Here is a 23,408-nt window from a genome sequence, read left to right as displayed (position 1 = left end):
TCTTAAGAGTTTTGAGGATGTAACTGTTCGTAGATTTTCAGGTATTCATTGGCTGTATGTTCCCATGAAAATTGTTTTACTCGTTCCAGGCCGTAGTTCACTTGTTGCTGATACCATTCTGGATCTTCTTCCAAGCGTATCAGGGCGTCGGTGATTTCGCATGGGATATAAGGGTTGATGAGTATACTGTCCTTGCCTGCTACTTCAGGCAAGGAGGAGCAATTACTGGTAATAACCGGAGTACCGCAGGCCATGGATTCGAGTACGGGTATACCGAAACCTTCGAGCAAAGAAGGACAGAGAAAGGCGAAAGCTCCATTATACAAAGCCGGTAAATCGGAACTTGCAATATATCCTGTATAAATGAGGTTGGAAGCGCATATTTCGATATTTAGTTTACTTAAACGATTTTCCACATGCTCTTGAGTCACCCCGGTGATAATAAGTTTTAATCTTCGTTTTGAACGATTGAGATATTCATTGTAGGCATATAATATACCATCCAGATTTTTTCGCGGATCAGTATTGCCTAGAAAAAGAAGATATGTTGAGTCTGATAAATATTGACGGGTAATGGAATAAGCGTCAGTTATGGGACGATAACAATCACTATAACCATTGTATATCACATGGAGGTTATCTTTTATCTGGGAAAAGCGTTTTAGAATATTATTTTGTTCGGTTTTAGAAACCGTGATAATATGTTGGCAGTGGTTAATGATGTGGGGAACGTTCCAACGGCGGTAGTACCAACCCATTTGTTGATAAAGTGACATTCCCAGAGGTTTTTGGTTTTGCAGGAAAATAATATCGTGCAGGGTCAGTATCAGTGGTACGGAGCAACGTAGTGGAGCTGTATTGGATGTACAGTGTAATACTTCAACCTTGTATTTACGTACGGCGTGAGGTAATGCCCATTGTTCCCATAAGAGGTAGGTGGGGCAATGTATTTCTACTATGTGCATTTGTCTGGCACTCGTAAGGCAACGGTCTTCTCCGGGAGCAGTAAATACAAAATATTCATGTTTACCTTTTTGGCGTTGCAATCGACGTAATACCTCTAGAATGACAAAATCCATTCCATGCTTATCCGGACGGAATATCCGTTGCGCTTCGATGCCTATTTTCATCTTTCTCTTGTTTTTCTTGACGTATGTTTGAAGTGGCTGAACGCGGAGGTGAAAATTAGCAATGGTAATGTCCAGAATGCTTTGCGGAAACGATGGTTGATTTCACCTTCGGGTAATGCCAGCAAGTATGAAAGGAAGAGGATACCTAACAAAACATACCATTTCAGACAAAGTGTCCAATCAAGCATAGTCATGGCAAGTGCGCACAATACAATGTAAGCAATAAGTAGTAAACGTGAGGGCATGAGCCATTGGAACAGTTTTTCGCATAGATCCCACTTACCTTGCAGAAAGGCGAAAGGAAATTGGGTTATGGCAATCAGAAAACTTTTGTATTGTGCTTTCAACCAACGTTGGCGTTCCTTGCTGTAACCGGAGGTATCTTCTGTTTTTTTACAATAGCATACTACCTCTTCCATATATTCAGTGTAAATGTTTTCTCGCAATAGTTCCATTTCCATCGCTTTTGTCAGGTCACTTCCGGTCAAACGGGGAGTTAGGCGATGGAACATTTCAAAATCAAACATCATACCCGATCCTATCAGTGCGGATGAAAATCCTAATGTCGTATGAGCTTTACGGAATAGATGATTATTTATTTCTTCACTGGCGGCACTCAGTACAGCCACGCTGCTGGTGAGGTTCTCCGTCATACGGTGGGCTTGGATGGCATCGCAACCGGAATAGTATGCGTTGTTGAAAAGTTGGAGCGCATTGGGTACTACTTTATTGTCTGAATTGAATATGGTGATTGCATCGTATTCTTGAGGAGAATAACGCTCCATGACCTGCTGGATGGCATAGATTTTGGTGCAATATTCCTTGTCGGGTACAACAATGTTAACGGGCATTTGTAGTAAAGCTACCAGATCGTCTTCTGGGAGTTGTGTTGCGGCTACGGCTATATCGTATTTTTCACGTGGGTATATTTGTGTATCCAAAAAATGATTAATGGATTCGATAACTTCTTTCCCGTTACGCAATACGACAAATAGCACCAAAAAACGGTGGGACTTATTAGCAGGGGGATAGGGATTTTTATATTTCTTTAGAGATGCTAGTGCGTAGATGAAAAGATAAACTACCGGTATTGCCAATAATAGGAATAAGATAGCATCTGCCATTTGCAAGGCATTATTGTTCTCGTTTATCCACCATTCGGGATTAAATATGGAAAAAAAATCGTTCATATTATTATTTATTTTTCGTAATTTGTTGTTCTATATAGGGACCATTCAGTATAAATGCCAGAAATATACCTATTATGCTGACCCCGGGTTGAAATCCCATACCTCGTCCTACGTATCCATTTAAGAATAATCCGAAGACACCGCAAAGTAGGGCGGCAAATGTATTCCGCAACTCCGGATTGTGGATACGGAACATGATGATGTAGCAACAACGGAGCGTTATACACGACAGGATCAGTATATAGAGTCCTAAACCTAAAGAGCCTGTTTGAGTCCATATATCTACATAGAAAGAGTCGGGGGGAATGGTGTAGTCCTGGTATTTGTCACCCTCCCATATCGTAGTGAGAATACTTCCCCCGATACCTGCTCCCATAGGATGCTCTTCAAGATATCGGGCTATTTTCTCTTGATTTTCCAAGCGTACGTTGAACGAGGCGTCTTCTGTGGGTCTGAAAGCTGTACGCATACGACGTATCATCGCATTACTTTCACCTATATCGGTAAAAGAGAAAAAACAAAAAATGGTTATTCCACTAACAGCTGTAACTATAGTGGCTTTTATGTTACGACAAATCAAGCAGTATAACAGAAGTCCTCCTAATGGGATCATCACGCTACCGCGTGTCCCTGACATCAGCATGCCTAAAAATCCCATGATTGCAATGACTAAATAGAAATTGCGTAATTTCCGGGATGATGTTTTGGTAAATAGAATGGAATATACGGTAGTGGTCATTCCCATGATTGCGCCAAAATTTCCGGCGTCACTGAATAGGGAGAAATAACGTATGCCGGTACTTAATAAATGTGTGTGCCAACTACCTTCCAAGAGCCAGGCTGTTTCGGCTGTATCGAACCAACGGTATTTCTGCCACAATAATTTACCGAATGCTATAATGGTAAAAATACCTAGTGTGATGAGAGCGTTACGTAAACGTTTAGGACTGTCCAGCAATAGAGAGGCCAAAATATATAAAATGGGAATACCTAAAAACCAACTACGGGAACTGGTCGTTATTTTTTGTAAATCAGTTCCTTGATTGATAAGTTGTAAAATAATAAACACCATCCAAAATAGGTAGCTTATTGTAAGCGTGTTAGCTATATTTCTAAAATGGATTTTTGAGTTTGTATGTGAGATATAATTAAGAATTAATGTGATCAGAGTATAGAACAGGGTTACATCCAATACAATACTAATTCCTTCGATATCTGTATAACGGTCAAGAGCTCCGAAAAAGTAGGCTGTTGCTGCATATAGGGTAAAACTTATAATGGGATATTTGGTGCTGTACACAAATAAAAGAATAAAAAGGGGAGTGGTACAGACACTTACTAGAGCAACCCAGTTTTGAGAAAGTACAAAAAAAACGATACCGCACAATCCTGCTATGAGTAGTAGGATTGTAACCATCTTAGGCGATAGAATTTCTTTATAGTTCTCTGTAAATGTTAGCATCTCATCTGATAATCTTTATTCAAGTTGTTATTTTACAGCTGCGCTTTTAGAGGTTAAACCTAACTGGGCAATGCGGCTGAAGAATGAATGAACTGGGGTTTTGGGCGGCAAATCACCAGTAAACATTTCTACCACTTCACGATCGGCATTGTTTAGATAAAGGTAGAAAGGTACGGAGGCAAGGGCTTCTTTGAACGGCTTCATCCGAGAGACGTCATCGTAACTCCACAAACGACAGGCGTTGGCAACCATAAGATTGAGATCTGCCTTTTGGAGTACCGGCAACGGAATACTTGAAGTACTGGCGGCTGGATATTCTACCAGAATAATGTCTGGCTCTATTTCTGCTTCGTTGAGTTTCCAGAAGTCGGAGAGTTGGCGAGCATTTACATAAGAAACGTTGTCGGTAGTGAAATCTTCTCCATACTTCACGATACGTACATTCATACCTTCCAATTCCCAGTAAGCAGCGAAATATTTACTAAGGAAAGATTTACCTTCTCCTTTTTCCATACTGAGTAGATTGATGACAGTAGGTCGGCTGGATTGCAGAAAATTGTTAAATCTTCGGCAACTATAGGCGGCGGCCAGGCGATTACACAATTTCAGGAAACCACGAAATTTTAGGTTACTGGTACCATTGAATGCTGCGATGACGGAGAGACCGCTGAGACGCTTACTCCTGATGGGATCTCGTAGCGTGCGGTCTAACAGCTCTATTATCAGGAAATAACCTATAATGAAGAATACGCTTCCGATGAAAGCAACCAATACATATATTGCACGTCTGCGGCCATTGTCGGTGAGTGGATAGGTGGGAGCGGCAATAACTTGTAGGTTACTGGTACTCATTTCTATGTTTTTCAGACGGAGGTTAGCACTTGCCAAACCGTTTAGTTGAGTCCGGTAATTATCCTCGGCAATGCCTATGGCACGCTGCTTACGGTTGACTTGAGTTCCGATGGGGGACATGTGTCCGTATTGTTTGAATATGTCTTCTTGTCTATTTTTGATGACTTTCAACTCGGCTTTGGCTTTGGCTTCATTGATAAGGGCAGCAAGCCATTCGTCTACCATATTTTGAATGGAGATTCCCTCTTTCGAAATTCCATACTCATTGAGGTTATCGGAAATAGAATTTATTTCTTCTTCCGTTTTACGAAGTTCTTGTTTATTCTTTTTTAGTTTTTCATTGTCTTTTTGAACTTTATCGGATATGAAGATTTCTTGCTCCATAATTTCCTGGTTCAGGTTACTTACCTTTTCCAACTTTTGCAATAGTTGGCTGTTGTTACGAATCATTTTTGCACGGATATCCATCTCCTTATCGAGCATGGAACGGAGTTGTACGGCACTCTCATAGTTACGTGTAACCTCTTCCAGACGGTCTTCTACATTATATCGGGTATTTGCCAAAGCTTTAGTCTCTTCTCCATAATTGATGACTTGTTCTTGTACGCAATAGTTCATCAAATCATCTTCCTCTTTTTTGAGTTCTATTTTGGCGAGCCTTACTTGTTCTTTAAAATAGGCAATAACATCTAATGTCGACTTGAAACGTAATACTTCGTAAGCTTTAATGAGTTCATCTATTAAAATTTCAATGGTCTGTTGAGTCATGCCCGGATCGGATGAGGTATATGATATGTTGAGAATATCACTGGAACCGGCACGTTTTACAATAATTTCCTCAAGGGCTTTTGCGCTGTAAAAGGCTACAGGACGATTGAACATCATGTAGACAAAGTTATTTTCTGTCTCTTTGCGATAAGAAGTTAGTTTTTCAACGGTCTTGTCTAAGTTTTTATGATCTACCAAGGCTAAAACTTCCTTAGGGGTCATTTGGAGTAATTTACGATAATTTTTAGCTTGAATGTAGTGATTATCTTTCCATTCTTCACCATAAGTAAGTGCATTGGCTAACAGGCGGATAGACACTTTTTCAAGTGTTCCCCGTGATTTTGCTATACTTATCAGGTTATCAAATGTACTGTTAACGGTAAATCCGTTGACTGCACTTCCGTCAATGGATGTAGAGTTTGTAATTCCAGCATATAAACTACCTTCTACTGTATAACTAAAAGGTAGAAATTGGGTAATATAAATTACAATGCCTGTGATAATTAAGGTTCCCCATAGTAACCAATAACGGATACGATAAAGAAACTGAGCTATGAATTGAGCTATATCCATGTGTGTATTCTGTTACAAATTATCTTTAATAACTTTGACATTAGTCAACATTTCTAATAAAATGATTGAGTTGTGTAGCATAACTCGGGCTTGTTCGTAAGCTGTGACAGCACCAGTACGACGTGCACGTTCCATAGATAATGAAGTAATGTCCATTTTTCCTTGTATAAAATTGTATTCGGAAATCTTCATCTGCGCATTATATAGCGCTGCCGTTTCAGCCTTAGCCTTAATAGTGGCAAGTTGTTCGGTTACCGCATTGTATGCTTCAAGCACCCTGAGACGACGTTCCTCCATTACTTCATCTTGGGTATATTGCAACTGTTCAATATCGTATTTGTATTTTTTAAGTTTAATGCGCCTATTAAATAAATCTCCTAATCCAACACTGAAACTTGCTCCTACATTAAATGTGTGGCGAGAACCTACAGTTGTTGTTTGATACCAGTCAACTAATGTTTCACTGTTTTCATTGAGAGTGTTGAAACGTCCATAAGCATAGTTTGCGTTTAAGCGAAAATAATTCCACCAATCACGTTTTTGCAAACGATATTCGTTTTGAACTTGTGCAACTTGTGATTGTACACGTTTCACTGTTGCGTTTTCCGTTACTGCATCCAGGAAAACGGACAAAGGGGGAAGTTCCAATTTCTCTACTTCGTAGGGCATACTTTGCTCAATCAAGCCACTGGTATTTGCTTCTAACTTTGTATCTTGTAACTTTAACTTTTCCAATGCTTTGATACGTTCTTCACGTGTCATTTCCTGTTGCGCCGAGACGAGGAGAGGAAGACCAAAAAGACTCCAAAGAGTTATGCTGTATACGATTATTTTAGAAAAACTGTTCATTATGTTACTGGTTATAAATTATAAAATGATTGTGATTTACTTATCATTTGTTGTTCAACTTTTATCTATTGTTCATCACTCATCATTAATGCGTTTCTTTTATACGTTTTCTTTCTGCACAAATGCCGTAAATGTTCTCAGTAGTATTTTCATATCCAGCCAGAAAGAGAATTCACGGGCATACTTTATGTCGAGTTGCTTCCGTTCCTCAGCCGACATTTTACCAGTACCTCCGCGCTTCTCTACCTGCCACAGCCCGGTGAGCCCGGCAGGACCCATGAAGCGGTCGATGTATGCGTCGCTGGTCAGCAGTTCCGCTTCGTAAAGGGGGAGGGGGCGGTTGCCCACGATGCTCATGTCACCTTTCAGGATGTTGAAGAGTTGCGGCAGCTCGTCGATGCTGTATTTACGGATGAAACGGCCTACGCGGGTGACGCGTGGGTCGTTCTCTATCTTGACGAATGTATTTTGGGTTTCCTGGGCTTTTTGCTTGAGATAGTCTTCTTCGGAGATTACGAAATCATCCGAGATCAGCAGGTTGCCTTCTTCCTCCAGATTTCCGGTTAGTTCGTCAAAAAGGATTTCAGGGGTGTCGTTGCCTGTTTCTTCTTCCATTTTGTACTGGTTGAGGGCGTTCAATTCCTTCAAACGTTTGTCTGCATTGGTAAACATGGAACGGAATTTCAGGAAGTTGAATATTTGGTAGTTGCTGCCTACCCGCTGGGATTTGTATATAACTTTTCCTTTACTTTCGAGGCGGATGGCAATGGCAGTACCTATCAATAAGGGGGAGAGTACCACAATGGCGCCCATGGCAAAGAAGATGTCGAACAAGCGCTTCCATAAAGGAAGGTGAAATGTGTTTAGCTTTTTACGGTGGGCATCGCTGAATTCCCGCATTTTGTGTGTTTTGCGTATTTGCAGGAATTTATTCATGAATTGGATACTTTCTTCATCGGCCTGAGGAGGCAAAGTATTGTTGACACCTGCTTGCAGATAGAGTTGCCGGTCTTCTGCAAGTAGTTCTTCGGTTATGAGGGTGATATATACTCTCGGAAATCTTTTGTGGAGATATGTTATTTCGAGACAGTCTTTTTGTGAGTCGGTTTGCTCGTAGAGGATAGAAGTGTTATATCGTTCACGAATTCCATCTATGACTTTGGCAGCTTTATGACTGCTGGAAACGGCAATAAACATACCTCCGGTGACTTTACTTAAGTGATCGATGATGATTTTATTATTTCCTATATAGATGTAGTATAACATTTCTTGTCCTTTAAGTTTTGTTTAGAAAAGTTTCATGATACGTACTTTTAATTCCAAGGGGTTGAAGGGTTTGAGAATATAATCTATCGCTCCGGCTTGGAGTAATTCAATCCGTTCTGTGGTGCTTTCTTCACTGGAGAGCATGATGATCGGTATGTTTTTATACAGTTCGTTCTTTTTTAAAAACATAAGGAATTCTTTTCCTGTCATGTATGGCATACGGATATCGGATATAATGAGGTCGGGATAGTTGCCTTCATTTAACCATTGAATGGCTTTTATCACATTTTCATGATATATTACATCGAAATCCTTGATCAAATAGATATTGAGTACTTTTCCAATAGTGGCTTTATCGTCCACTAATAATATCTTTTTTTTCATTATATTGTTTTTGTTTTTTTGATATATTCACTTATTCCTGTATATTACCTATATATATTTTTTTTGTTAGGACGCATATACCAGTCTTGATTGGTATTGCGGTCGCATGCCCAGCCGATAAATAGGGGATATGCGCAATCATCTTTGTTTTCTCGATCGCTGATATTGATATATTCTTTAGGGTAACTGAAGTTGGGTACACAGATGGCCCATGTGTTGTTACCTGCAAGGTCGAGGTTGGCAGTCTGCATGGTTCCACCGGGGGTAGGGCCATATTTGGGATGGCCTGTGGCGGTGAGTTGCCAGAACTCATAGAGGTGAACTTCCATGCGTTGTTCCATATTCTTATAGCGATAACCGATAAAAAAATCGAGGTCGTCTAAGGTGACATACGGGGTAGTGGTTTGCCGGTCCTTGTGTAGCTCTATCTCTATTTCGTAGGTCTTTAGATCGGTGTGGCTAATGCCTTCGGTCAATGTGTTGACAAAGAGACGTGAAGTCAGCGCGCTTTGACCGAGAATGGCTTTGTGGGCATCACCGAAGAGGGGGATGACAATCCCCTCGTTGCTGTCTGTATAACGGTGGCCGTCGCTGATGTTGTTGTAGCCGTTGGCAAAGAATGAACCGCTGAGTGTACTGAAGTATTGCCTGTCGGCATTGCCTTTGCATTTCAGTTCTTTGATGTCGGCTTCGTGAAGACCGATAATGCGCAGGCCGGCTCCCAGTTCCTTGCTGGCGCCTACTGCTGCAAGCGTGACGTATATTTTTACTTTCTTTATCTTATTGTTGACATCCGTTTCATCGTCGCCTTCGCGGTCGTAGAACAGTTGCGCATCTAGTACAACATCGTTAAAGTCATAGTCTCCGACCAATGGGAAGTTGTCTTCGAAAACATAGGTGTGGGTGATGGGGGGAGCGGGGATATCTTCTCCTCCTTCATCCGGAGTATTTCCTTCACCGGTACATCTTCCGGCGGGAATATAGGCGGGAGCTTCGCCTTCTCGGCATAGAACTGCATTGCCATTACCTTTCCGACCATTGCCGCCGGCTTTTCCGTTTAAGTAGCAATTGGTGAAATCCCAGCTGGAGTTTTCGGCTTTGTATTCACAATATATATTGTTAATGAGATAACCTGCCGTACATTCTATTCCATAGGTACCTTCTATTCCATAGGTACCTTTCCAACTGGCTTCCGATATGGTTTTCAGTTTCAGCAAGGCATAGCTTTTGTCTGCAGTAGGGCCTGTAATGTTACAGTTGTAAAATTTGGTGTTGTTCTCTACCTTGATCATGGAGTTTTCACTGAGGTCGATATAACCATACGCATATAGATGTTTACATTTAATCTGCGCACCTGTTCCCATCTTGATACCTGTACTGGATAAATGTGTTTCTACCTTTATTTTACAGCTGTTTTCCAGTTTCGGCCCTGTACTCTCATCTGCACCGATCTTGTCGGCTTCCAGGTCGCCATGATTGACGTACAGGCTTCCGGTAGAAGATCCTATCAATTCTTCTACATCTGTTTCGCCATAATTAAAGAAAGTACCGCCATTATTGTTAATTCCGTCTATATCAATATCTCCGGCATTATAGTGGATGCCTCCGTTGGAAAACTCAATCCAACCGTTACCTGATATCTTACCTCGGAGGTCTTCTTCATCATCATCTTCATCTTCCTGGTAAGCGGTTCCTAAGACAACGAGCGATGAGGTATTGGTGAATTTTAATGACGGTTTCTGTTGACTACCGGCTTTCAATTCTATTTTTCCTTGGGACGCAACTATTATTTCCAGACCTTGATTGATGGTTTGTAGGGAAGGTATTTCCCATTCTGCGCCGGGGGCTACGATCAGTTTTATCGTACCGGCATTGGGGGTAAGGGTACCGGCATGGTTGATGCCGCCTTTATATTGTCCTGTTATTTTGTATAGAGTATGTTGGGTGAGGTTTACATCCATATCTTGTCCGGTATATTCTGTCGCTTTTGATAGCATGTCTGCTATTTCCCGGTCGGTATAAGGGCGTGTCATCGTTTGCAAAGTTACTTCTTTGCTTTGGGGCGATGCGGCACGGGTCGTTATTGGTTTGCTGCCGAAAGAGGTGATTAGTTTGTCATTGGATATATATACCGGTTTCATGGTACGTCGTCCGGCCGGATCTACACGTGTAACGTATAGGGTGGAAATGATCGAGGGACAATCGATTGTTGTGGTGAATGGCAAATCTTGATTGGCTGTACCTTTGGCAAGTAAATGGATTATCGTATCCGTTGCAAATGGGTTATGGTCAAATATTTCAACAGTATAATTCACTCCGTAGTCTTCGTGGACAGAAATGTCAACTGCTACTTGGCGTGTCATTTTCCAATCCATATTGGGATCGATGTCTTTTACCGGGAACTTGTTTTGATAGGTTGCTTTTACCTTTTCCGCATTAAAGACATCGTCTTTACAGCTATGAAAAAACATACCTGTAACAAACATTGCGAACGGTATGCAGTGAATTAATCTTAAGTTTCTTTTCATCGCTATATTTCTTTGATTTGATAACAAGCAAAAATACGTTTATTTAGGTGAATAATATCTGATGAAGTGGGATAAAAGTATATTTGTTAACTTTTTTAAACTATTTAAGGGCGATTGTCGGTTCTACCGCTTGTTACTCGGCCTTTAAAGTGTTTTTTTGCCAACAAGCCCGGTGGTATAGAGTTGATTTATCTATCCATCGGGCTTATGTCATATATTTGGAAGAAATCTTTTATGGGATTACCATAATTATGGCAGTTAATTCATCACTTTATTGCTGTCGTATATCTTATACCAGGTAAGTTCGGCCGAAGTGTCTTGCGCCCATTTTTCAAAGTTTGTATAAGCTTCGGCTATGCTGATTTTTTCTTTCGGCCATTTCCAGTCGACGTTGGCTATGCGAAGGGCATAAGGAACATTTCCTTTCATGAAGCCGGTGGTGAAGTTGGGAATATGTATACTGCTTTTTCCGTCGGAGATATAGAAATCTCCATTAGTTGTCAGGTTGAAGTCACTTCCCACTTCGATGGTTTCGGTCTTTGCGGTTCCTGTTGCTTGCCCTGTGTTTACGAGGGTACCTGTCGGAACTCCTAGAGCTTCATGCACATTCCCGAATATTGTCTTGTTGTTGAAGAGTACTGCCAGTTGCTTGGAGGCTCCGGCTGCTTTCAGCGTTACGTCTATCACTTTTTTACCGTCTTTGTTGTAGGGTACGGTGACGTAGAGCACTACGTCGTTGAAGTCGTAGTCTCCTACGCCTTTTGCCATATCTTCAAATGCATAGGCGTATGTCTGAAGTTTGTCTTCATTATCTTTATCGTCAAGATTCGGTTTGTAACCGGGGTTGCAATGTGAATGTTCTATGATGATATCAGATTTGTCGGACTTGGTCATTTCGGCTCCGTTCTTTATACTGATTAACGGGCGCTCGGGAGAACCGTCGTTTCCCTGTGCAAAATGCTTGCTGCAGGCCACATAAAGCTTTCCGTCATAGGTTATGGAAAATCCTTGCATCGGGTCTTCTTGGACCGCACTTCCCATTTTTAGGAGGGCATAATCATCGCCTGTGGTGACAAATCCTATCGGGTTATGATTAAATCTGGCTTCTCCTATTACGTTGAAGAAAGATTTGTTACCCATTCTGATGTTGGCTTGGTCTGCATAGAATGTGCCGCACTGGACGTAGGAACCCGCATCCATGATGAGCCCGTCGTTGTTGTTGCTGACATCGTAAGTGAATTTTTCATCTACATACAGACGGCATTTGTTAATCCAGTTGGGAGAGGATGCGTTGAAGGTGATATTGGTTGTATGGAAGAGACCGTCGTTATACCACGTGGAGGAGTTACTATCGATATTTGAAAGCCCGTTGATCATAACTTCACCAAGAGTCTCGTTATAGAAAGCGGAGCTGCCTGCCAGATGGAATGACCCTGCTGTGATATGATAATTGTTTTCGATTACAGTCCTTCCATTTTCACAACTGAAAAGATTGGTAAGAGCAACTTCTCCATTATTGAGTAGCTGGGAGTTGTTGTTGAATTCCAGGTGAGTGGCGCTGATCTTTCCGCGATTGTTGATATTTGTGTTTGCGTTAAAGATAATTGCATTTTCGCAAATCAATTCAGCTTCTCTGGTAATTCCGATTTCATATCCCGATTCCATACTGAAAGCTCTTATGGTCTCGGACTCTCCTGATACGTTGTTTATCGCTTTATTTTTATCAGCAATGAGCGTAAGCTTGGAGTGGGGTAAAAGGTATATCTTGGCTAATCCGACAGGGGCATCCCATGGCTTCTGGATATATAGTTTGGATAATGTAACATTTCCTTCTATATATAGATGAACCGGTTTACCGATATTTACTTCTGTTATGTCTGAAGTGACTATGTAGTTGCCGTTTTCGGTTACATCAGTCCATTGGTTGTTCAATGTGGATAACTTGATACTTCCTTCCGGCAGATCTCTCGGGGGATTAGAGAGGTTGATGCCGCTTCCTTGAATGGAGCCTTTGCCGCTTATTGCCCGTGTTGTTCCACCGCCTTCTCCGAACGTCACTTTAACTGTCTTGTTTTTAACCGCTACGGGTATTGCAGAACTGTATCCTTTACTGTTTATTTTCATCACATATAGATACTGTAGAGCAGCCGGTACGTCGAATTTAAAATTCACGATTTGACCATCCGTTACGGTGGTTTGGGCAAGCAGTGTGGCGTCGCCATCGACATAATACGGATTTGCCGTATATACCTTGATTGTATAAGTATTCTTGTTGTCTTCATTGACAGAGACGGATGCATTACACACTGCACTTGTTTCCCATGTCTGGTTTGGATCAATGTTTTTTACCGGGAAGTCTGCTTGGGCTTCCTCTTGAATACGGTCAGGGTTGTAGACGCCGTTATTATCGTTGCAGCCTGATAGAACAAGAATTCCTCCCAATAGTATAGTGGGAAGAATGTGAGATAGGTTTAAATTTTCACCTTCCATAATTAGTGTAGATTAGGCGTCAATGTTATATTATATGATAATATCATATATATTTATTGACCGTTTAATGCAACAAAGGTACGGAATATATTATTATAGGTGTAAAATAATCAACTTTATTTTCTTGATTATTTTATATATGTACCTAAATTGTTAATATTCGTACTGTTTTGCCGTTTTTGTAAACTTGCAAATGTTATCCAATGATATGGAAGAGAGAAACTATGGGGAGAATAAAAAGAGCCTGCGAGATTACTCTTTTGTAATCTCGCCTGCCAGGTCAGAGTTCATGCGGTAGCGGATTTCTTCTTGACTGAGTCCGTGACCGAGAAGGAACATGAGTTTGGTGACGGCACATTCGGGAGTACTGTCATAACCGCTGATGACACCTGCCTGGAGAAGTTGGAGGCCGGTTTCGTATCGTCCCATCTCGACCGCGCCGGATTGGCATTGGGTGATGTTGACTATGATGATGCCACGATCCGTGGCATCTTTGAGCTGGCGGATGAACCAGTCTTTTTGCGGAGCGTTGCCCGAACCGAAGGTTTTGAGCACGACTGCTTTTAGACCGGGGACATGAAGTACGGAGTTGATGATACTCTCTTGGATACCAGGGAAAAGGGTGAGCACCACGACATTGGTATCGAAGAGATAATGAGGCTTCATGGGACGCATGGTGTCGGGGCGGCGGATGAGGGTTTCGTTATAACGGATATGAATACCGACTTTGGCTATCGCAGGATAGTTAAAAGAACGGAAGGCATTGAAATTCTCAGCATTGATTTTGGTGGTACGGTTGCCGCGCATCAACTCGTTTTCGAAAAAGATACACACTTCTGGAACGATGGGAGTGCCGTCGGGATGCTTGGCAGCAGCTATTTCGATGGAAGTGATGAGGTTTTCTTTGCCGTCGGTACGCAACATGCCGATAGGAAGTTGTGAGCCGGTTAGGATAACGGGTTTTGCCAGATTTTCGAGCATGAAGCTGAGGGCAGAGGCTGTGTAGGCCATCGTATCGGTTCCATGCAGGATGACAAAGCCGTCAAAGTAATCGTAATTATAGTTAATTATTTTTACAATCTTTGCCCAGAAAGATGGTTCCATGTCAGAAGAATCGATAGGTGGATCGAACTGATAGGAGGAGATACGGTAGTTGAAACGTTTCAGTTCGGGAACATGTTTGAGCAGTTGGTCGAAGTTGAAGTTTTCAAGCGCTCCGGTTTCTGGGTTTTCTATCATTCCGATAGTACCTCCGGTGTAAATCAAGAGTACAGAAGGGTAATCTGCTTTCATAAATGCCTTGCTTTTGTTGTTTTTCGGGCACAAAGATACATAAAAGTTATGGAAAAGTTGTGGGAGATGATAATTAAAAAGTGGTAGGGCGATAAGATAGAGTGATAACGTAATACAGCCACCTGATCGCCCTTTTACTTTATCACCCCTGTTCCGTTTCGTTAATTTCCATTTTTAACTGCCTGATCGCTTTTTCTGCATCTCCTTTGCTTTCATTAAGCAGGCTCACGAAACGGCTCCCGATGATGGCACCGGAAGAGTTGGCACAGGCGGAGTCAAAAGTTTGTTTATTACTGATACCGAAACCTATCATGCGTGGATTTCGTAAATTCATAGCTTGAATTTTCTTGAAATAAGCTTGTTTCTGTGTGTCGAAATCTTTCTGTACGCCTGTGGTGGCGGCCGAGGAAACCATGTAGATGAAGCCGTCGGTATGAACATCTATTTCGCGGATTCGTGCTTCACAGGTTTCGGGAGTGATGAGCATGATGACGCGGATATCATATTTTTGTGATATGGTTTTGTAATTTTTTTCATAATCTTTGAAAGGAAGGTCAGGGATGATGACACCATCGATGCCGCACACTGTACATTGTTTACAGAAAGCTTCGAAGCCGAATTGCATGATGGGATTGAGGTAACCCATGAGGATAAGGGGTATATGTACGTCGCGACGGATATCTCTCAGTTGTTCAAAGAGAAGGCGTAGGGACATGCCGTTTCGCAGAGCGCAGGTAGCTGCATTCTGAATAACGATACCGTCGGCCATCGGATCACTGAAAGGGATACCGATTTCTATCATGTTGACACCATTCTTTTCGAGGGTACGAATAACCTCGGCAGTACCTTCAAGGGTGGGACATCCGGCACAGAAATAGATGGACAACAGATTTTGGGGAGTGTCTTGGAAAAGTTGGTTAATACGATTCATTTTAATTTTATTGTTATAAGGTTCATATTTTTTGCTACAGAAAAAGGCTGTATTAATCGGTTTCACTTATGCTGAACGTGCTATCTGTGGTGAAATCTTCTTTCAGCTCTTTTAAGAAACATCGGATACGTTCTACATCTTTTATGCCCGGGGCGATTTCAAAGCGACTGTTGATGTCGATACCAGCAAACCGATGATGATGGAACTCTTTAAGAGCCTTGACACTGTATGAGTTGATGCCACCGCTAAGTAGGAAAGACGTGATGCCATTATAGAATTTCAGTATGTTCCAGTCGAACTGACTGCCGGAACCACCGAACTGCGGACTTTTGGTATCAAACAAATAGTAATCACATAACCCCTGATAGGCAGTTGTCACTGCTAAATCTTTGGGCGAGGATATAGAGAAAGTTTTAATGATATGCAGACCGTTATTATATAATGAACGGCAATACTCAGGAGATTCTTTGCCGTGCAATTGGATGTAATTCAGACTGAAACGATCGGCATACATCAGGATATTCTCTTTCGTCTCATTTACAAAGACACCGACACGCTTGGCGTGAACGGGCAGATACTCAGGTATCTCGTATAGGTAACGGGGAGATTTGGGGTAAAAGATAAACCCAATCATGTTGACACCCAGTTGTTCTACATTGCGAATATTTTCCGCTTCGGTCATTCCGCATACTTTGATAATCTTATTCATGGCGTTATTCTTTTTTTGTTTCAACGACAGAGGTTCTTAGTATCCTTGTGTTGGATAGGTTTGTGATATGAATTCTTTCAACGTGTTTTCGGGATGTTCCGTTCTCATAAATGTTTCTCCCATAAGAAAACCGCGGAAACCGGTCATACGAAGCTTGCGGATCGTTTCCGGATGGGTAATACCACTTTCTGAAACGAGTAGCGGGAGGTTTTCCGGGATTTTGGCAGAGGGCTCATGTGAGTGGACGACGGCTTGACTGAGTTGTCCGGCTAGACGGAAGGAATTCTCCACATCCGTAACGAAGGTACCGAGATTGCGATTGTTTATACCTATCATATCTATTTCCTGACTGATATAGCTGAGTTCGGAGGGGGAGTGGATTTCGAGCAATACTTCCAGGCCAAGAGCGTGTGCCCGGGCAGTGAGTCGAGAGCATTCTTCCCGGCTGAGACAAGCGGCTATCAACAATATGGCATCTGCTTCTACAATCCGTGCTTGGAACAATTGATACTCGTCAATGATGAAATCTTTGCGAAGAATAGGACTGTTGACGAGTGGTCGGGCGATACGGATATCGCGTAAGGAACCTCCGAAATATTTCTCATCCGTCAGAATGGAAATTGCGGAAGCACCGGCAGCTTCGTATGCTGCTGGAATCTGTTCGGCATCGGCAGCTTCGTATATCCATCCTTTGGACGGAGAACGACGTTTGAACTCGGCGATAATGCCGGTAGTAGAAGCGGCAAGTGCTTTTTTCATACTGCGCCGGGGTGAGTTTTCATTCATTAGAACGTCTACTTGTGCGCGTAAATGTTCCGATGAAATAGCCTGTTTTTGCATTTCCACTTCTATACGTTTATGCTTTATTATTTCGGATAATATATCTTTCATTGCCCTGATGTTTTTATAAATGGGAGTGTGATTAACTGTTTATTTCAATAAATTTTTTCAATGTTTTCAATGCCTGTCCACTTTCCAGCGATTTACGGGCAATGGCGATACACTCATCTATTTCCTTATCCGGTTCCATCACCTGGATGGCAAATGCGGCATTCACTATGACGCACTGCGCTTGGGCGGGAGTGGCATGGTTCGTCAGAATATTATCGAAAATACGAGCGGCATCTTCTTTACAAGCACCTCCGAAGAGTTCTTCGGGACGTGCATCGCTGAAACCGAGGGCTTGCGGACGATAGATGCGCTCATAGTGACGTGTCATCACTTTAAACTCGTCCGTCAGGGAGATTTCATCGTAACTGTCCAGGCTATTGACAACGGCAAAGTCGATGCCGAGTTTATAGAACACATTCGTGTAAAGACGCATCTGTGAGAGGTCTGCCACGCCGAGTAATTGATAAGCCGGTTTGCAGGGATTCACCAAAGGACCCAGCAGGTTGAACAGTGTACGTACCCCTAACGCCTTGCGTACAGGTCCTACAAATTTCATTGCCGGATTGAATAGTTGTGCGTGTAGGTATGCGATATTGCATTCTTCCATACTGCGTTTCAGGGTATCGGGGTTGTTGGTGAAACGAACCCCGTGCTGTTCGATGACATTACTGGCTCCGCTGACGGAAGTTGCTCCGTAATTGCCATGCTTGGCTACTTTATATCCGGCTCCTGCTACCACAAAACAGGCACACGTAGAGATATTGAATGTGTTTTTTCCGTCGCCGCCGGTGCCCACGATATCGATGGGACGATAAGGCGCGAAGTTTATCGGTATACGAGTCTCCATAAGCGCTTCGCGGAAACCGATAAGCTCATCTACGGTGATGCCGCGCATCTGAAAGACAGTGAGTAATGCTGCTATCTGTGCTTCGGGATACATTTCCCGGGTGATATTGAGGAGTATCTGTTTGGTTTCCTCCGAAGTGAGCTCTTCATGGTTGAAGAGACGGGTTAATATTGCTTTCATCTGTTTGTTTACGATTTATTTTCTACGGTTGTGCCGCATCCTTTGATTGTGGCACATAGGTACATTTATGATATACGGTTAAAAATATTTCTTAAATCTGTCTCATTGAAGTGCATCATTACAAATTCTGCATCAGCTATGATTCAGCCAGTTTTCCATAATCTTTTTTCCATCAGGGGTCAGCACTGATTCGGGATGGAACTGGATACCATGTATATCATATTTCCGGTGTTTCAATGCCATAATCTGTCCCTCGGGACTGATGGCGGTCACGGCAAGTTCGTCGGGAAGCCCTTCCGTATCGACTACCCAAGAGTGATATCGCCCTACAGGAATTTTTTCGGGAAGGTCACGGAAGATGTAGTCTTCTGCAATCGAATTCTCCTTACTCTCTCTGGAAATATCTTTGAACTTGCCGTTTCCTTCTTTAATTTTTACAGTTGTTTGTACCCCATGGAACACGTCGCTCAGATTGCTCAACTTTCCACCGAACGCTTGCCCGATGGCTTGTTCGCCCAAACAGACACCAAGTATGGGCTTTTTTCCTTTATAAGTATGGATAACATCCAGCAATAACCCTGCTTCTTCGGGAATACCGGGACCGGGGGAAAGAATAATTTTATCGTACTTTTCCAATTCTTCAAGTTTAAACCGGTCATTGCGAAGTACTTCCACATTTACACCAAGCTCTTTCACCAGATGTGCCAGGTTATAGGTGAACGAATCGTAATTATCAATGATTACTATTTTCATTATTATCTGTATTTACTGAGTAATTTGTTAATTAAATGATAATTTGTGTGTATGCCGAATGGTGATTTTGCCGGGGACACTGTACACTTACATCTTTTCTGCCATTTCAATGGCTTTCTTTAGAGCCCCCAGTTTATTGTTTACTTCTTGCAATTCATATTCTTCGTTACTTTTGGCAACAATGCCACCACCTGCCTGAAACCAGAGTACACCATTACGGCTGACAAAGGTACGTATGGTGATCGCCTGATTCAAACTGCCGTTCAGTCCGATAAAACCGATGCATCCGCCATAAGCACCACGGTTGTGCGGTTCCAGCTCGCTGATGAGCTGCATGGCACGTACTTTGGGTGCACCACTCAATGTCCCGGCAGGGAAAGTATCGATGAATGCCTTGATTGTATTCGCATCTTCGTTCAACGTACCACAGACACGGCTCACCAGGTGGATGACATGGCTGTAATATTGCATATCCTTGTAGAAGTCCACTTTTACGTCGTGACAATTACGGCTGAGGTCGTTGCGGGCAAGGTCTACAAGCATCACGTGCTCTGCATTTTCTTTCGGGTCATCGTGCAGATATTGCGCGTTGACAGCGTCTTGCTCCGGGTTTCCGGTACGCCGGGTAGTTCCGGCGATAGGGTCGATATAGGCATGCCTGCCTTCGATGCGGCAATGCGTTTCGGGTGACGAACCGAAGATGCGGAAACCGCCGAAATCGAAGTAGAACAGGTAAGGAGAGGGATTGATACTGCGTAGGGCACGATATAGCTTGAAGTCATCGCCCACGAAATGCTGCTCGAAACGTCTGGAAAGTACAATCTGGAAGACGTCTCCGCGCAGACAATGTGCTATGCCTTGGCGGATGTTCGTTTTATGCTCCTCGTCGGTCAGCGGAGAAGTGGTTTCACCCACTGCACGAAAGTCGTATGCGGTGTAGTTGCGGTTGTAGATGGCCTTCTGTACCTTGTCCAATTCGCTGGTTTCTCCTGGTACAAGCATTTCAAGTAGTAACATCTCGTTTTTGAAATCGTTGAAGACGATGAGATACTTATATAATATGTATAGCATGTCGGGTGCATCATTGGTGGCTTCGCGACTATCTTTCACAGGGATGTTTTCAAAATAACGGATAGCATTAAAGGAGGTATAGCCATAAAGTCCGCAATAATTGCTGTACTCACCCTCTGCCTTGAAGCGGTTCAGAAAGTCACTGAGTGCGTTTTCTACGCGATATTCATCGGTCACGAGGTGTTCTTCGCGTGTTCCGTCGGGCAGGCGGAAGATGGCGATACCGTGGTCTATGCTGACACTTGCTACGGGACAGAGACCGATGAAGGAACGGTTGTTTTCACTGCCGTGATAGTCGGAACTTTCCATGAGTGCGCTTTGCGGAAAGATGTCACGTACTTTCAGATAAGTGCTCACCGGAGTGTGCAGGTCGCCGAGTATGGTACGGCTGACGGTGGTGTAGTTGTAGGTTTTCATAGTTGAGCATAATTTAAGTATGTTTCTATATCCTTATCTCCCCGGCCCGAAACTGTCAGCACCACTACATCCTCCGATTTGAAATTCAGTTTCTCTAGAGTACCGAGGGCATGAGCGCTTTCCAGGGCAGGAATGATACCTTCCAGTTTCGTCAATTCGTAGGCTGCACGGATAGCTTCATCGTCATTTACCGACAATACGATGGCACGCTTTTGGGCGGCGAGATTGGCGTGCATGGGTCCAATACCCGGATAATCCAGTCCGGCGGAAATGGAATAGGGCTCTTCTATCTGACCGTCCTCATTTTGAATAACGTATGTACGGGCGCCGTGAATGATACCCATTTTTCCGAGAGCAATGGTGGCGGCGGTCATACCCGTATCTACACCTTTGCCTCCGGCTTCGGCAAGTACTATCTGTACGCGGCTGTCGTCGATATAATGGTAAATGGTTCCGGCAGCATTACTTCCACCACCTACACAGGCTATGAGGTAATCGGGGTAGTCGCGTCCTTCCTTTTCCTGGAGTTGTTTTTTGATTTCTTCGCTGATAACGGATTGCAGACATGCCACCATGTCGGGATAGGGATGCGGACCTACGGTGGAGCCTATTATATAATAGGTGTTCGACGGATGGCAACACCAGTCGCGGATGGCTTCGTTGGTGGCGTCCTTCAGGGTCATGTTGCCACTGGTGACGGGCACCACTGTCGCGCCGAGCATTTTCATTTTTTCCACATTGACATGTTGGCGTTCCACGTCGGTCTTGCCCATATAGACGATACACTCCATATTCATCAGGGCACATACGGTAGCGGTGGCAACTCCGTGTTGTCCGGCACCGGTTTCGGCGATGATGCGATGTTTGCCCATGCGGCGTGCCAGCAATATCTGGCCGATGGTGTTATTTATTTTATGCGCACCGGTATGGTTCAGGTCTTCACGCTTTAGGTAAATCTTGCAACCATACTTTTCAGAAAGACGGTGGGCCTGATAGAGTGGGGAAGGACGGCCTACGTAGTCGCGTAACAACTGGTCGTATTCGCGCTTGAAGTCTTCACTCTGCAACACTTCGAGGTAAGTTTTCTGTAGCTCTTCCACACATTTGTGGAGTATTTCGGGGACGTATGCACCACCGAATTCTCCGTAATAACCTTCTTTGTCAACTAAAAAACTTTTCATTTTATTTTCGATTTTACTATTTAACTTTGTTTGTAATGTTATTTTTCCTTTCATTAAGTGTATATTTTCGGTAGAAAATATCGCTATGCTTATGGGGTGCACAATTTCAGTGACTGTTTGCGGCTGCCTTTTGATTTAATATTTGGGAAGATAAGCATGGCTAAATGAAAAGAGCCCTGTCGCAAGGTTGCGACAGGGCTCTTTTCATTTCTATAATATATTATATATACATACGAGCGCTGCTCCCTTACGACTGTCGGAGTTGTAACGAGTGCCACCACCAATATGTATTTACGAATATAGTTTTCATTATCTTTTTTGTTTTTAACGGCAGCAAATATATGCACTTTGTTTTAAATAGCAAACTAAATCTTACTTTTTTTTAATACAAGAACAATTTTCTTGAAATTTTGTTTTATAATGAGAAAACAAGCTATTATTAATAAACAGATAGAAAGGAATAAATTTATGAATAGAAAATATTTAGTTACCATAGGCGTTGTCATTGCAATAATACTACTACTTTACTGGCTTTTTGTGGCCGAAGACCTGAATGCCTGGCTGAATGTAAATTGATTTTTCGGAATTTTAGTATGGAGTTATTCGGATAAAAATGTATCTTCGCAGAAAATCATAAACTCATGAAAGGACTAAGTTTTTCATTTTTGCGTATTATATGCGCGTTGATAATCGGTTTGGTTTTAGTTATGTTTCCTGATCGTGCCGGTGAGTATTTTATAATAACGATTGGCGTCGTTTTTCTGATACCATCGCTCATTAGTATCATTGGATATCTTGTGCAGAATGCTGAAGTAAAGAAACGTTTTCCTATTGAAGGAGTGGGAAGCCTGTTGTTTGGACTGTTGCTCATTATTATGGCGGGCTTCTTTTCGAAATTCCTGACAATCGTTTTGGGCTTTATCCTTGTGATGGGAGGAGTTCAGCAAATATCTTCTCTTGCTGCCGCTCGTCGTTGGATGTTGGTTCCCAGTGTATTCTACATTGTCCCTGTTTTGATTTTGATAGCTGGACTCATTGCGTTGTTTAACCCCATCGGAGCGCAAAAAACTGTATTTATTATTATCGGAGTCACAAGTTTGGTTTATGCGGTTTCCGAGCTGATAAACTGGTTTAAATTTACGCGCCGCCGTCCTCAGACACCTGTTACATCTGGAAAGATTACTGAGGCCGACAATGTTATTGAAGATGCGGAGATTATTGGTTAAAAAATAATTTATGTTTAGTAGCTTTTTTATGTCATTACTACCATCATAAGTGTGACGAGTCTTTTTATAAAAACTCTACCATTGTTTTTGAAATCACTTTCCGCGCGTATGTATATTATATAATATGTACGCTTTCTTCGCGCGTGCATATATATATAATGTGCTCTGTCTTTGTCTTTGTTCTTCTTTTCTTGAAAGGTATGTTTTATAACATCCTTATCAGTCAGCGTATTAGCAAAAAGTTTGATTTTTTTTTTAAAAAAAGAGTCATATATATTTGCGTGTTATTGTCAAATGCCCTACTTTTGCATCCGCTTTCGGGAACGAGAGCAGCGATGGTTTGACATTCTGGCAGAAACGGTGTAAGAACCCTGTCATTTTTCTGCTCTTTGGCATTCGTTTCCATACGATTTCAGC

The 23,408-nt window shown here is 42.5% G+C and carries 18 protein-coding genes; 1 reads left to right on the top strand and 17 read right to left on the bottom strand.

The genetic code is table 11. The features are described 5' to 3' along the window. Positions 1–2 precede the first annotated feature (2 nt). From C1A09_RS14630 to trpB, 17 genes are all read right to left on the bottom strand, one after another. Entirely contained in the window at positions 3–1,130 is a 1,128-nt protein-coding gene (locus tag C1A09_RS14630) for a glycosyltransferase family 4 protein (RefSeq protein ID WP_101545613.1), read from the bottom strand. After that, positions 1,127–2,320: a glycosyltransferase family 2 protein gene (locus tag C1A09_RS14625; RefSeq protein WP_101545609.1), complete on the bottom strand. Its 1,194-nt coding sequence runs from the start codon at positions 2,318–2,320 to the stop codon at positions 1,127–1,129. The genes C1A09_RS14630 and C1A09_RS14625 overlap by 4 nt, the downstream gene beginning before the upstream one ends. Before the next feature lie 4 nt (positions 2,321–2,324). Next, on the bottom strand, positions 2,325–3,782 hold the full coding sequence (locus tag C1A09_RS14620; RefSeq protein WP_101545606.1) for an O-antigen ligase family protein: 1,458 nt from the start codon (positions 3,780–3,782) through the stop codon (positions 2,325–2,327). A 27-nt stretch (positions 3,783–3,809) separates the two neighbouring features. After that, a complete protein-coding gene (locus C1A09_RS14615; protein ID WP_101545603.1) occupies positions 3,810–5,975 on the bottom strand; it encodes a GumC family protein in 2,166 nt (721 codons plus the stop codon). A gap of 12 nt (positions 5,976–5,987) precedes the next feature. After that, the gene (locus tag C1A09_RS14610) at positions 5,988–6,824 is read right to left on the bottom strand and encodes a TolC family protein (protein WP_101545599.1); all 837 of its coding nucleotides are present in this window, start codon (positions 6,822–6,824) and stop codon (positions 5,988–5,990) included. Between the two features lie 99 nt (positions 6,825–6,923). Then, complete coding sequence (locus C1A09_RS14605; protein WP_101545597.1) at positions 6,924–8,090, bottom strand: sugar transferase; 1,167 nt, start codon at positions 8,088–8,090, stop codon at positions 6,924–6,926. A gap of 21 nt (positions 8,091–8,111) precedes the next feature. Then, positions 8,112–8,474 carry a response regulator gene (locus C1A09_RS14600; protein WP_101545595.1) on the bottom strand — a complete coding sequence of 121 codons (363 nt, stop codon included), beginning with the start codon at positions 8,472–8,474 and terminating at the stop codon, positions 8,112–8,114. A 44-nt stretch (positions 8,475–8,518) separates the two neighbouring features. Then, on the bottom strand, positions 8,519–11,002 hold the full coding sequence (locus C1A09_RS14595; RefSeq protein WP_101545592.1) for an LruC domain-containing protein: 2,484 nt from the start codon (positions 11,000–11,002) through the stop codon (positions 8,519–8,521). A 258-nt stretch (positions 11,003–11,260) separates the two neighbouring features. After that, complete coding sequence (locus C1A09_RS14590) at positions 11,261–13,492, bottom strand: DUF4842 domain-containing protein (RefSeq protein WP_101545588.1); 2,232 nt, start codon at positions 13,490–13,492, stop codon at positions 11,261–11,263. A gap of 252 nt (positions 13,493–13,744) precedes the next feature. Further along, complete coding sequence (locus C1A09_RS14585; protein ID WP_101545584.1) at positions 13,745–14,785, bottom strand: asparaginase; 1,041 nt, start codon at positions 14,783–14,785, stop codon at positions 13,745–13,747. A 142-nt stretch (positions 14,786–14,927) separates the two neighbouring features. Continuing rightward, entirely contained in the window at positions 14,928–15,716 is a 789-nt protein-coding gene (gene trpA / locus C1A09_RS14580) for a tryptophan synthase subunit alpha (RefSeq protein WP_101545915.1), read from the bottom strand. A 52-nt stretch (positions 15,717–15,768) separates the two neighbouring features. Then, entirely contained in the window at positions 15,769–16,425 is a 657-nt protein-coding gene (locus C1A09_RS14575; protein WP_101545913.1) for a phosphoribosylanthranilate isomerase, read from the bottom strand. Positions 16,426–16,461: 36 nt separating this feature from the next. Next, the gene (gene trpC / locus C1A09_RS14570) at positions 16,462–17,316 is read right to left on the bottom strand and encodes an indole-3-glycerol phosphate synthase TrpC (RefSeq protein ID WP_101545580.1); all 855 of its coding nucleotides are present in this window, start codon (positions 17,314–17,316) and stop codon (positions 16,462–16,464) included. A gap of 31 nt (positions 17,317–17,347) precedes the next feature. Further along, on the bottom strand, positions 17,348–18,343 hold the full coding sequence (trpD, locus tag C1A09_RS14565; protein WP_101545576.1) for an anthranilate phosphoribosyltransferase: 996 nt from the start codon (positions 18,341–18,343) through the stop codon (positions 17,348–17,350). 132 nt (positions 18,344–18,475) lie between these two features. Beyond that, positions 18,476–19,096 (bottom strand): anthranilate synthase component II, encoded by a 621-nt coding sequence (locus C1A09_RS14560; protein WP_101545572.1) that lies wholly within the window; start codon positions 19,094–19,096, stop codon positions 18,476–18,478. Positions 19,097–19,183: 87 nt separating this feature from the next. After that, positions 19,184–20,584, bottom strand: coding sequence for an anthranilate synthase component I family protein (locus C1A09_RS14555; RefSeq protein ID WP_101545568.1), 1,401 nt, complete (start codon positions 20,582–20,584; stop codon positions 19,184–19,186). Beyond that, complete coding sequence (gene trpB / locus C1A09_RS14550) at positions 20,581–21,765, bottom strand: tryptophan synthase subunit beta (protein WP_101545911.1); 1,185 nt, start codon at positions 21,763–21,765, stop codon at positions 20,581–20,583. The genes C1A09_RS14555 and trpB overlap by 4 nt, the downstream gene beginning before the upstream one ends. A 641-nt stretch (positions 21,766–22,406) precedes the next feature. Here trpB and C1A09_RS14540 point away from each other — a divergent pair. Continuing rightward, positions 22,407–22,991, top strand: a complete 585-nt coding sequence (locus C1A09_RS14540; protein ID WP_101545564.1) for an HdeD family acid-resistance protein — start codon at positions 22,407–22,409, stop codon at positions 22,989–22,991. Positions 22,992–23,408: the final 417 nt, after the last annotated feature.

Origin of the sequence: Bacteroides cutis (assembly GCF_900241005.1) — a bacterium.
GTDB classification, from domain to species: domain Bacteria; phylum Bacteroidota; class Bacteroidia; order Bacteroidales; family Bacteroidaceae; genus Bacteroides; species Bacteroides cutis.
This window is presented reverse-complemented; position numbering and strand designations above follow the sequence as displayed.

Bases quoted from the DNA above. Each gene is read 5' to 3' on its own strand.
- C1A09_RS14630 (WP_101545613.1), bottom strand. From the start codon at position 1,130: ATGAAAATAGGCATCGAAGCGCAACGGATATTCCGTCCGGATAAGCAT.
- C1A09_RS14625 (WP_101545609.1), bottom strand. From the start codon at position 2,320: ATGAACGATTTTTTTTCCATATTTAATCCCGAATGGTGGATAAACGAG.
- C1A09_RS14620 (WP_101545606.1), bottom strand. From the start codon at position 3,782: ATGCTAACATTTACAGAGAACTATAAAGAAATTCTATCGCCTAAGATG.
- C1A09_RS14615 (WP_101545603.1), bottom strand. From the start codon at position 5,975: ATGGATATAGCTCAATTCATAGCTCAGTTTCTTTATCGTATCCGTTAT.
- C1A09_RS14610 (WP_101545599.1), bottom strand. From the start codon at position 6,824: ATGAACAGTTTTTCTAAAATAATCGTATACAGCATAACTCTTTGGAGT.
- C1A09_RS14605 (WP_101545597.1), bottom strand. From the start codon at position 8,090: ATGTTATACTACATCTATATAGGAAATAATAAAATCATCATCGATCAC.
- C1A09_RS14600 (WP_101545595.1), bottom strand. From the start codon at position 8,474: ATGAAAAAAAAGATATTATTAGTGGACGATAAAGCCACTATTGGAAAA.
- C1A09_RS14595 (WP_101545592.1), bottom strand. From the start codon at position 11,002: ATGAAAAGAAACTTAAGATTAATTCACTGCATACCGTTCGCAATGTTT.
- C1A09_RS14590 (WP_101545588.1), bottom strand. From the start codon at position 13,492: ATGGAAGGTGAAAATTTAAACCTATCTCACATTCTTCCCACTATACTA.
- C1A09_RS14585 (WP_101545584.1), bottom strand. From the start codon at position 14,785: ATGAAAGCAGATTACCCTTCTGTACTCTTGATTTACACCGGAGGTACT.
- trpA (WP_101545915.1), bottom strand. From the start codon at position 15,716: ATGAATCGTATTAACCAACTTTTCCAAGACACTCCCCAAAATCTGTTG.
- C1A09_RS14575 (WP_101545913.1), bottom strand. From the start codon at position 16,425: ATGAATAAGATTATCAAAGTATGCGGAATGACCGAAGCGGAAAATATT.
- trpC (WP_101545580.1), bottom strand. From the start codon at position 17,316: ATGAAAGATATATTATCCGAAATAATAAAGCATAAACGTATAGAAGTG.
- trpD (WP_101545576.1), bottom strand. From the start codon at position 18,343: ATGAAAGCAATATTAACCCGTCTCTTCAACCATGAAGAGCTCACTTCG.
- C1A09_RS14560 (WP_101545572.1), bottom strand. From the start codon at position 19,096: ATGAAAATAGTAATCATTGATAATTACGATTCGTTCACCTATAACCTG.
- C1A09_RS14555 (WP_101545568.1), bottom strand. From the start codon at position 20,584: ATGAAAACCTACAACTACACCACCGTCAGCCGTACCATACTCGGCGAC.
- trpB (WP_101545911.1), bottom strand. From the start codon at position 21,765: ATGAAAAGTTTTTTAGTTGACAAAGAAGGTTATTACGGAGAATTCGGT.
- C1A09_RS14540 (WP_101545564.1), top strand. From the start codon at position 22,407: ATGAAAGGACTAAGTTTTTCATTTTTGCGTATTATATGCGCGTTGATA.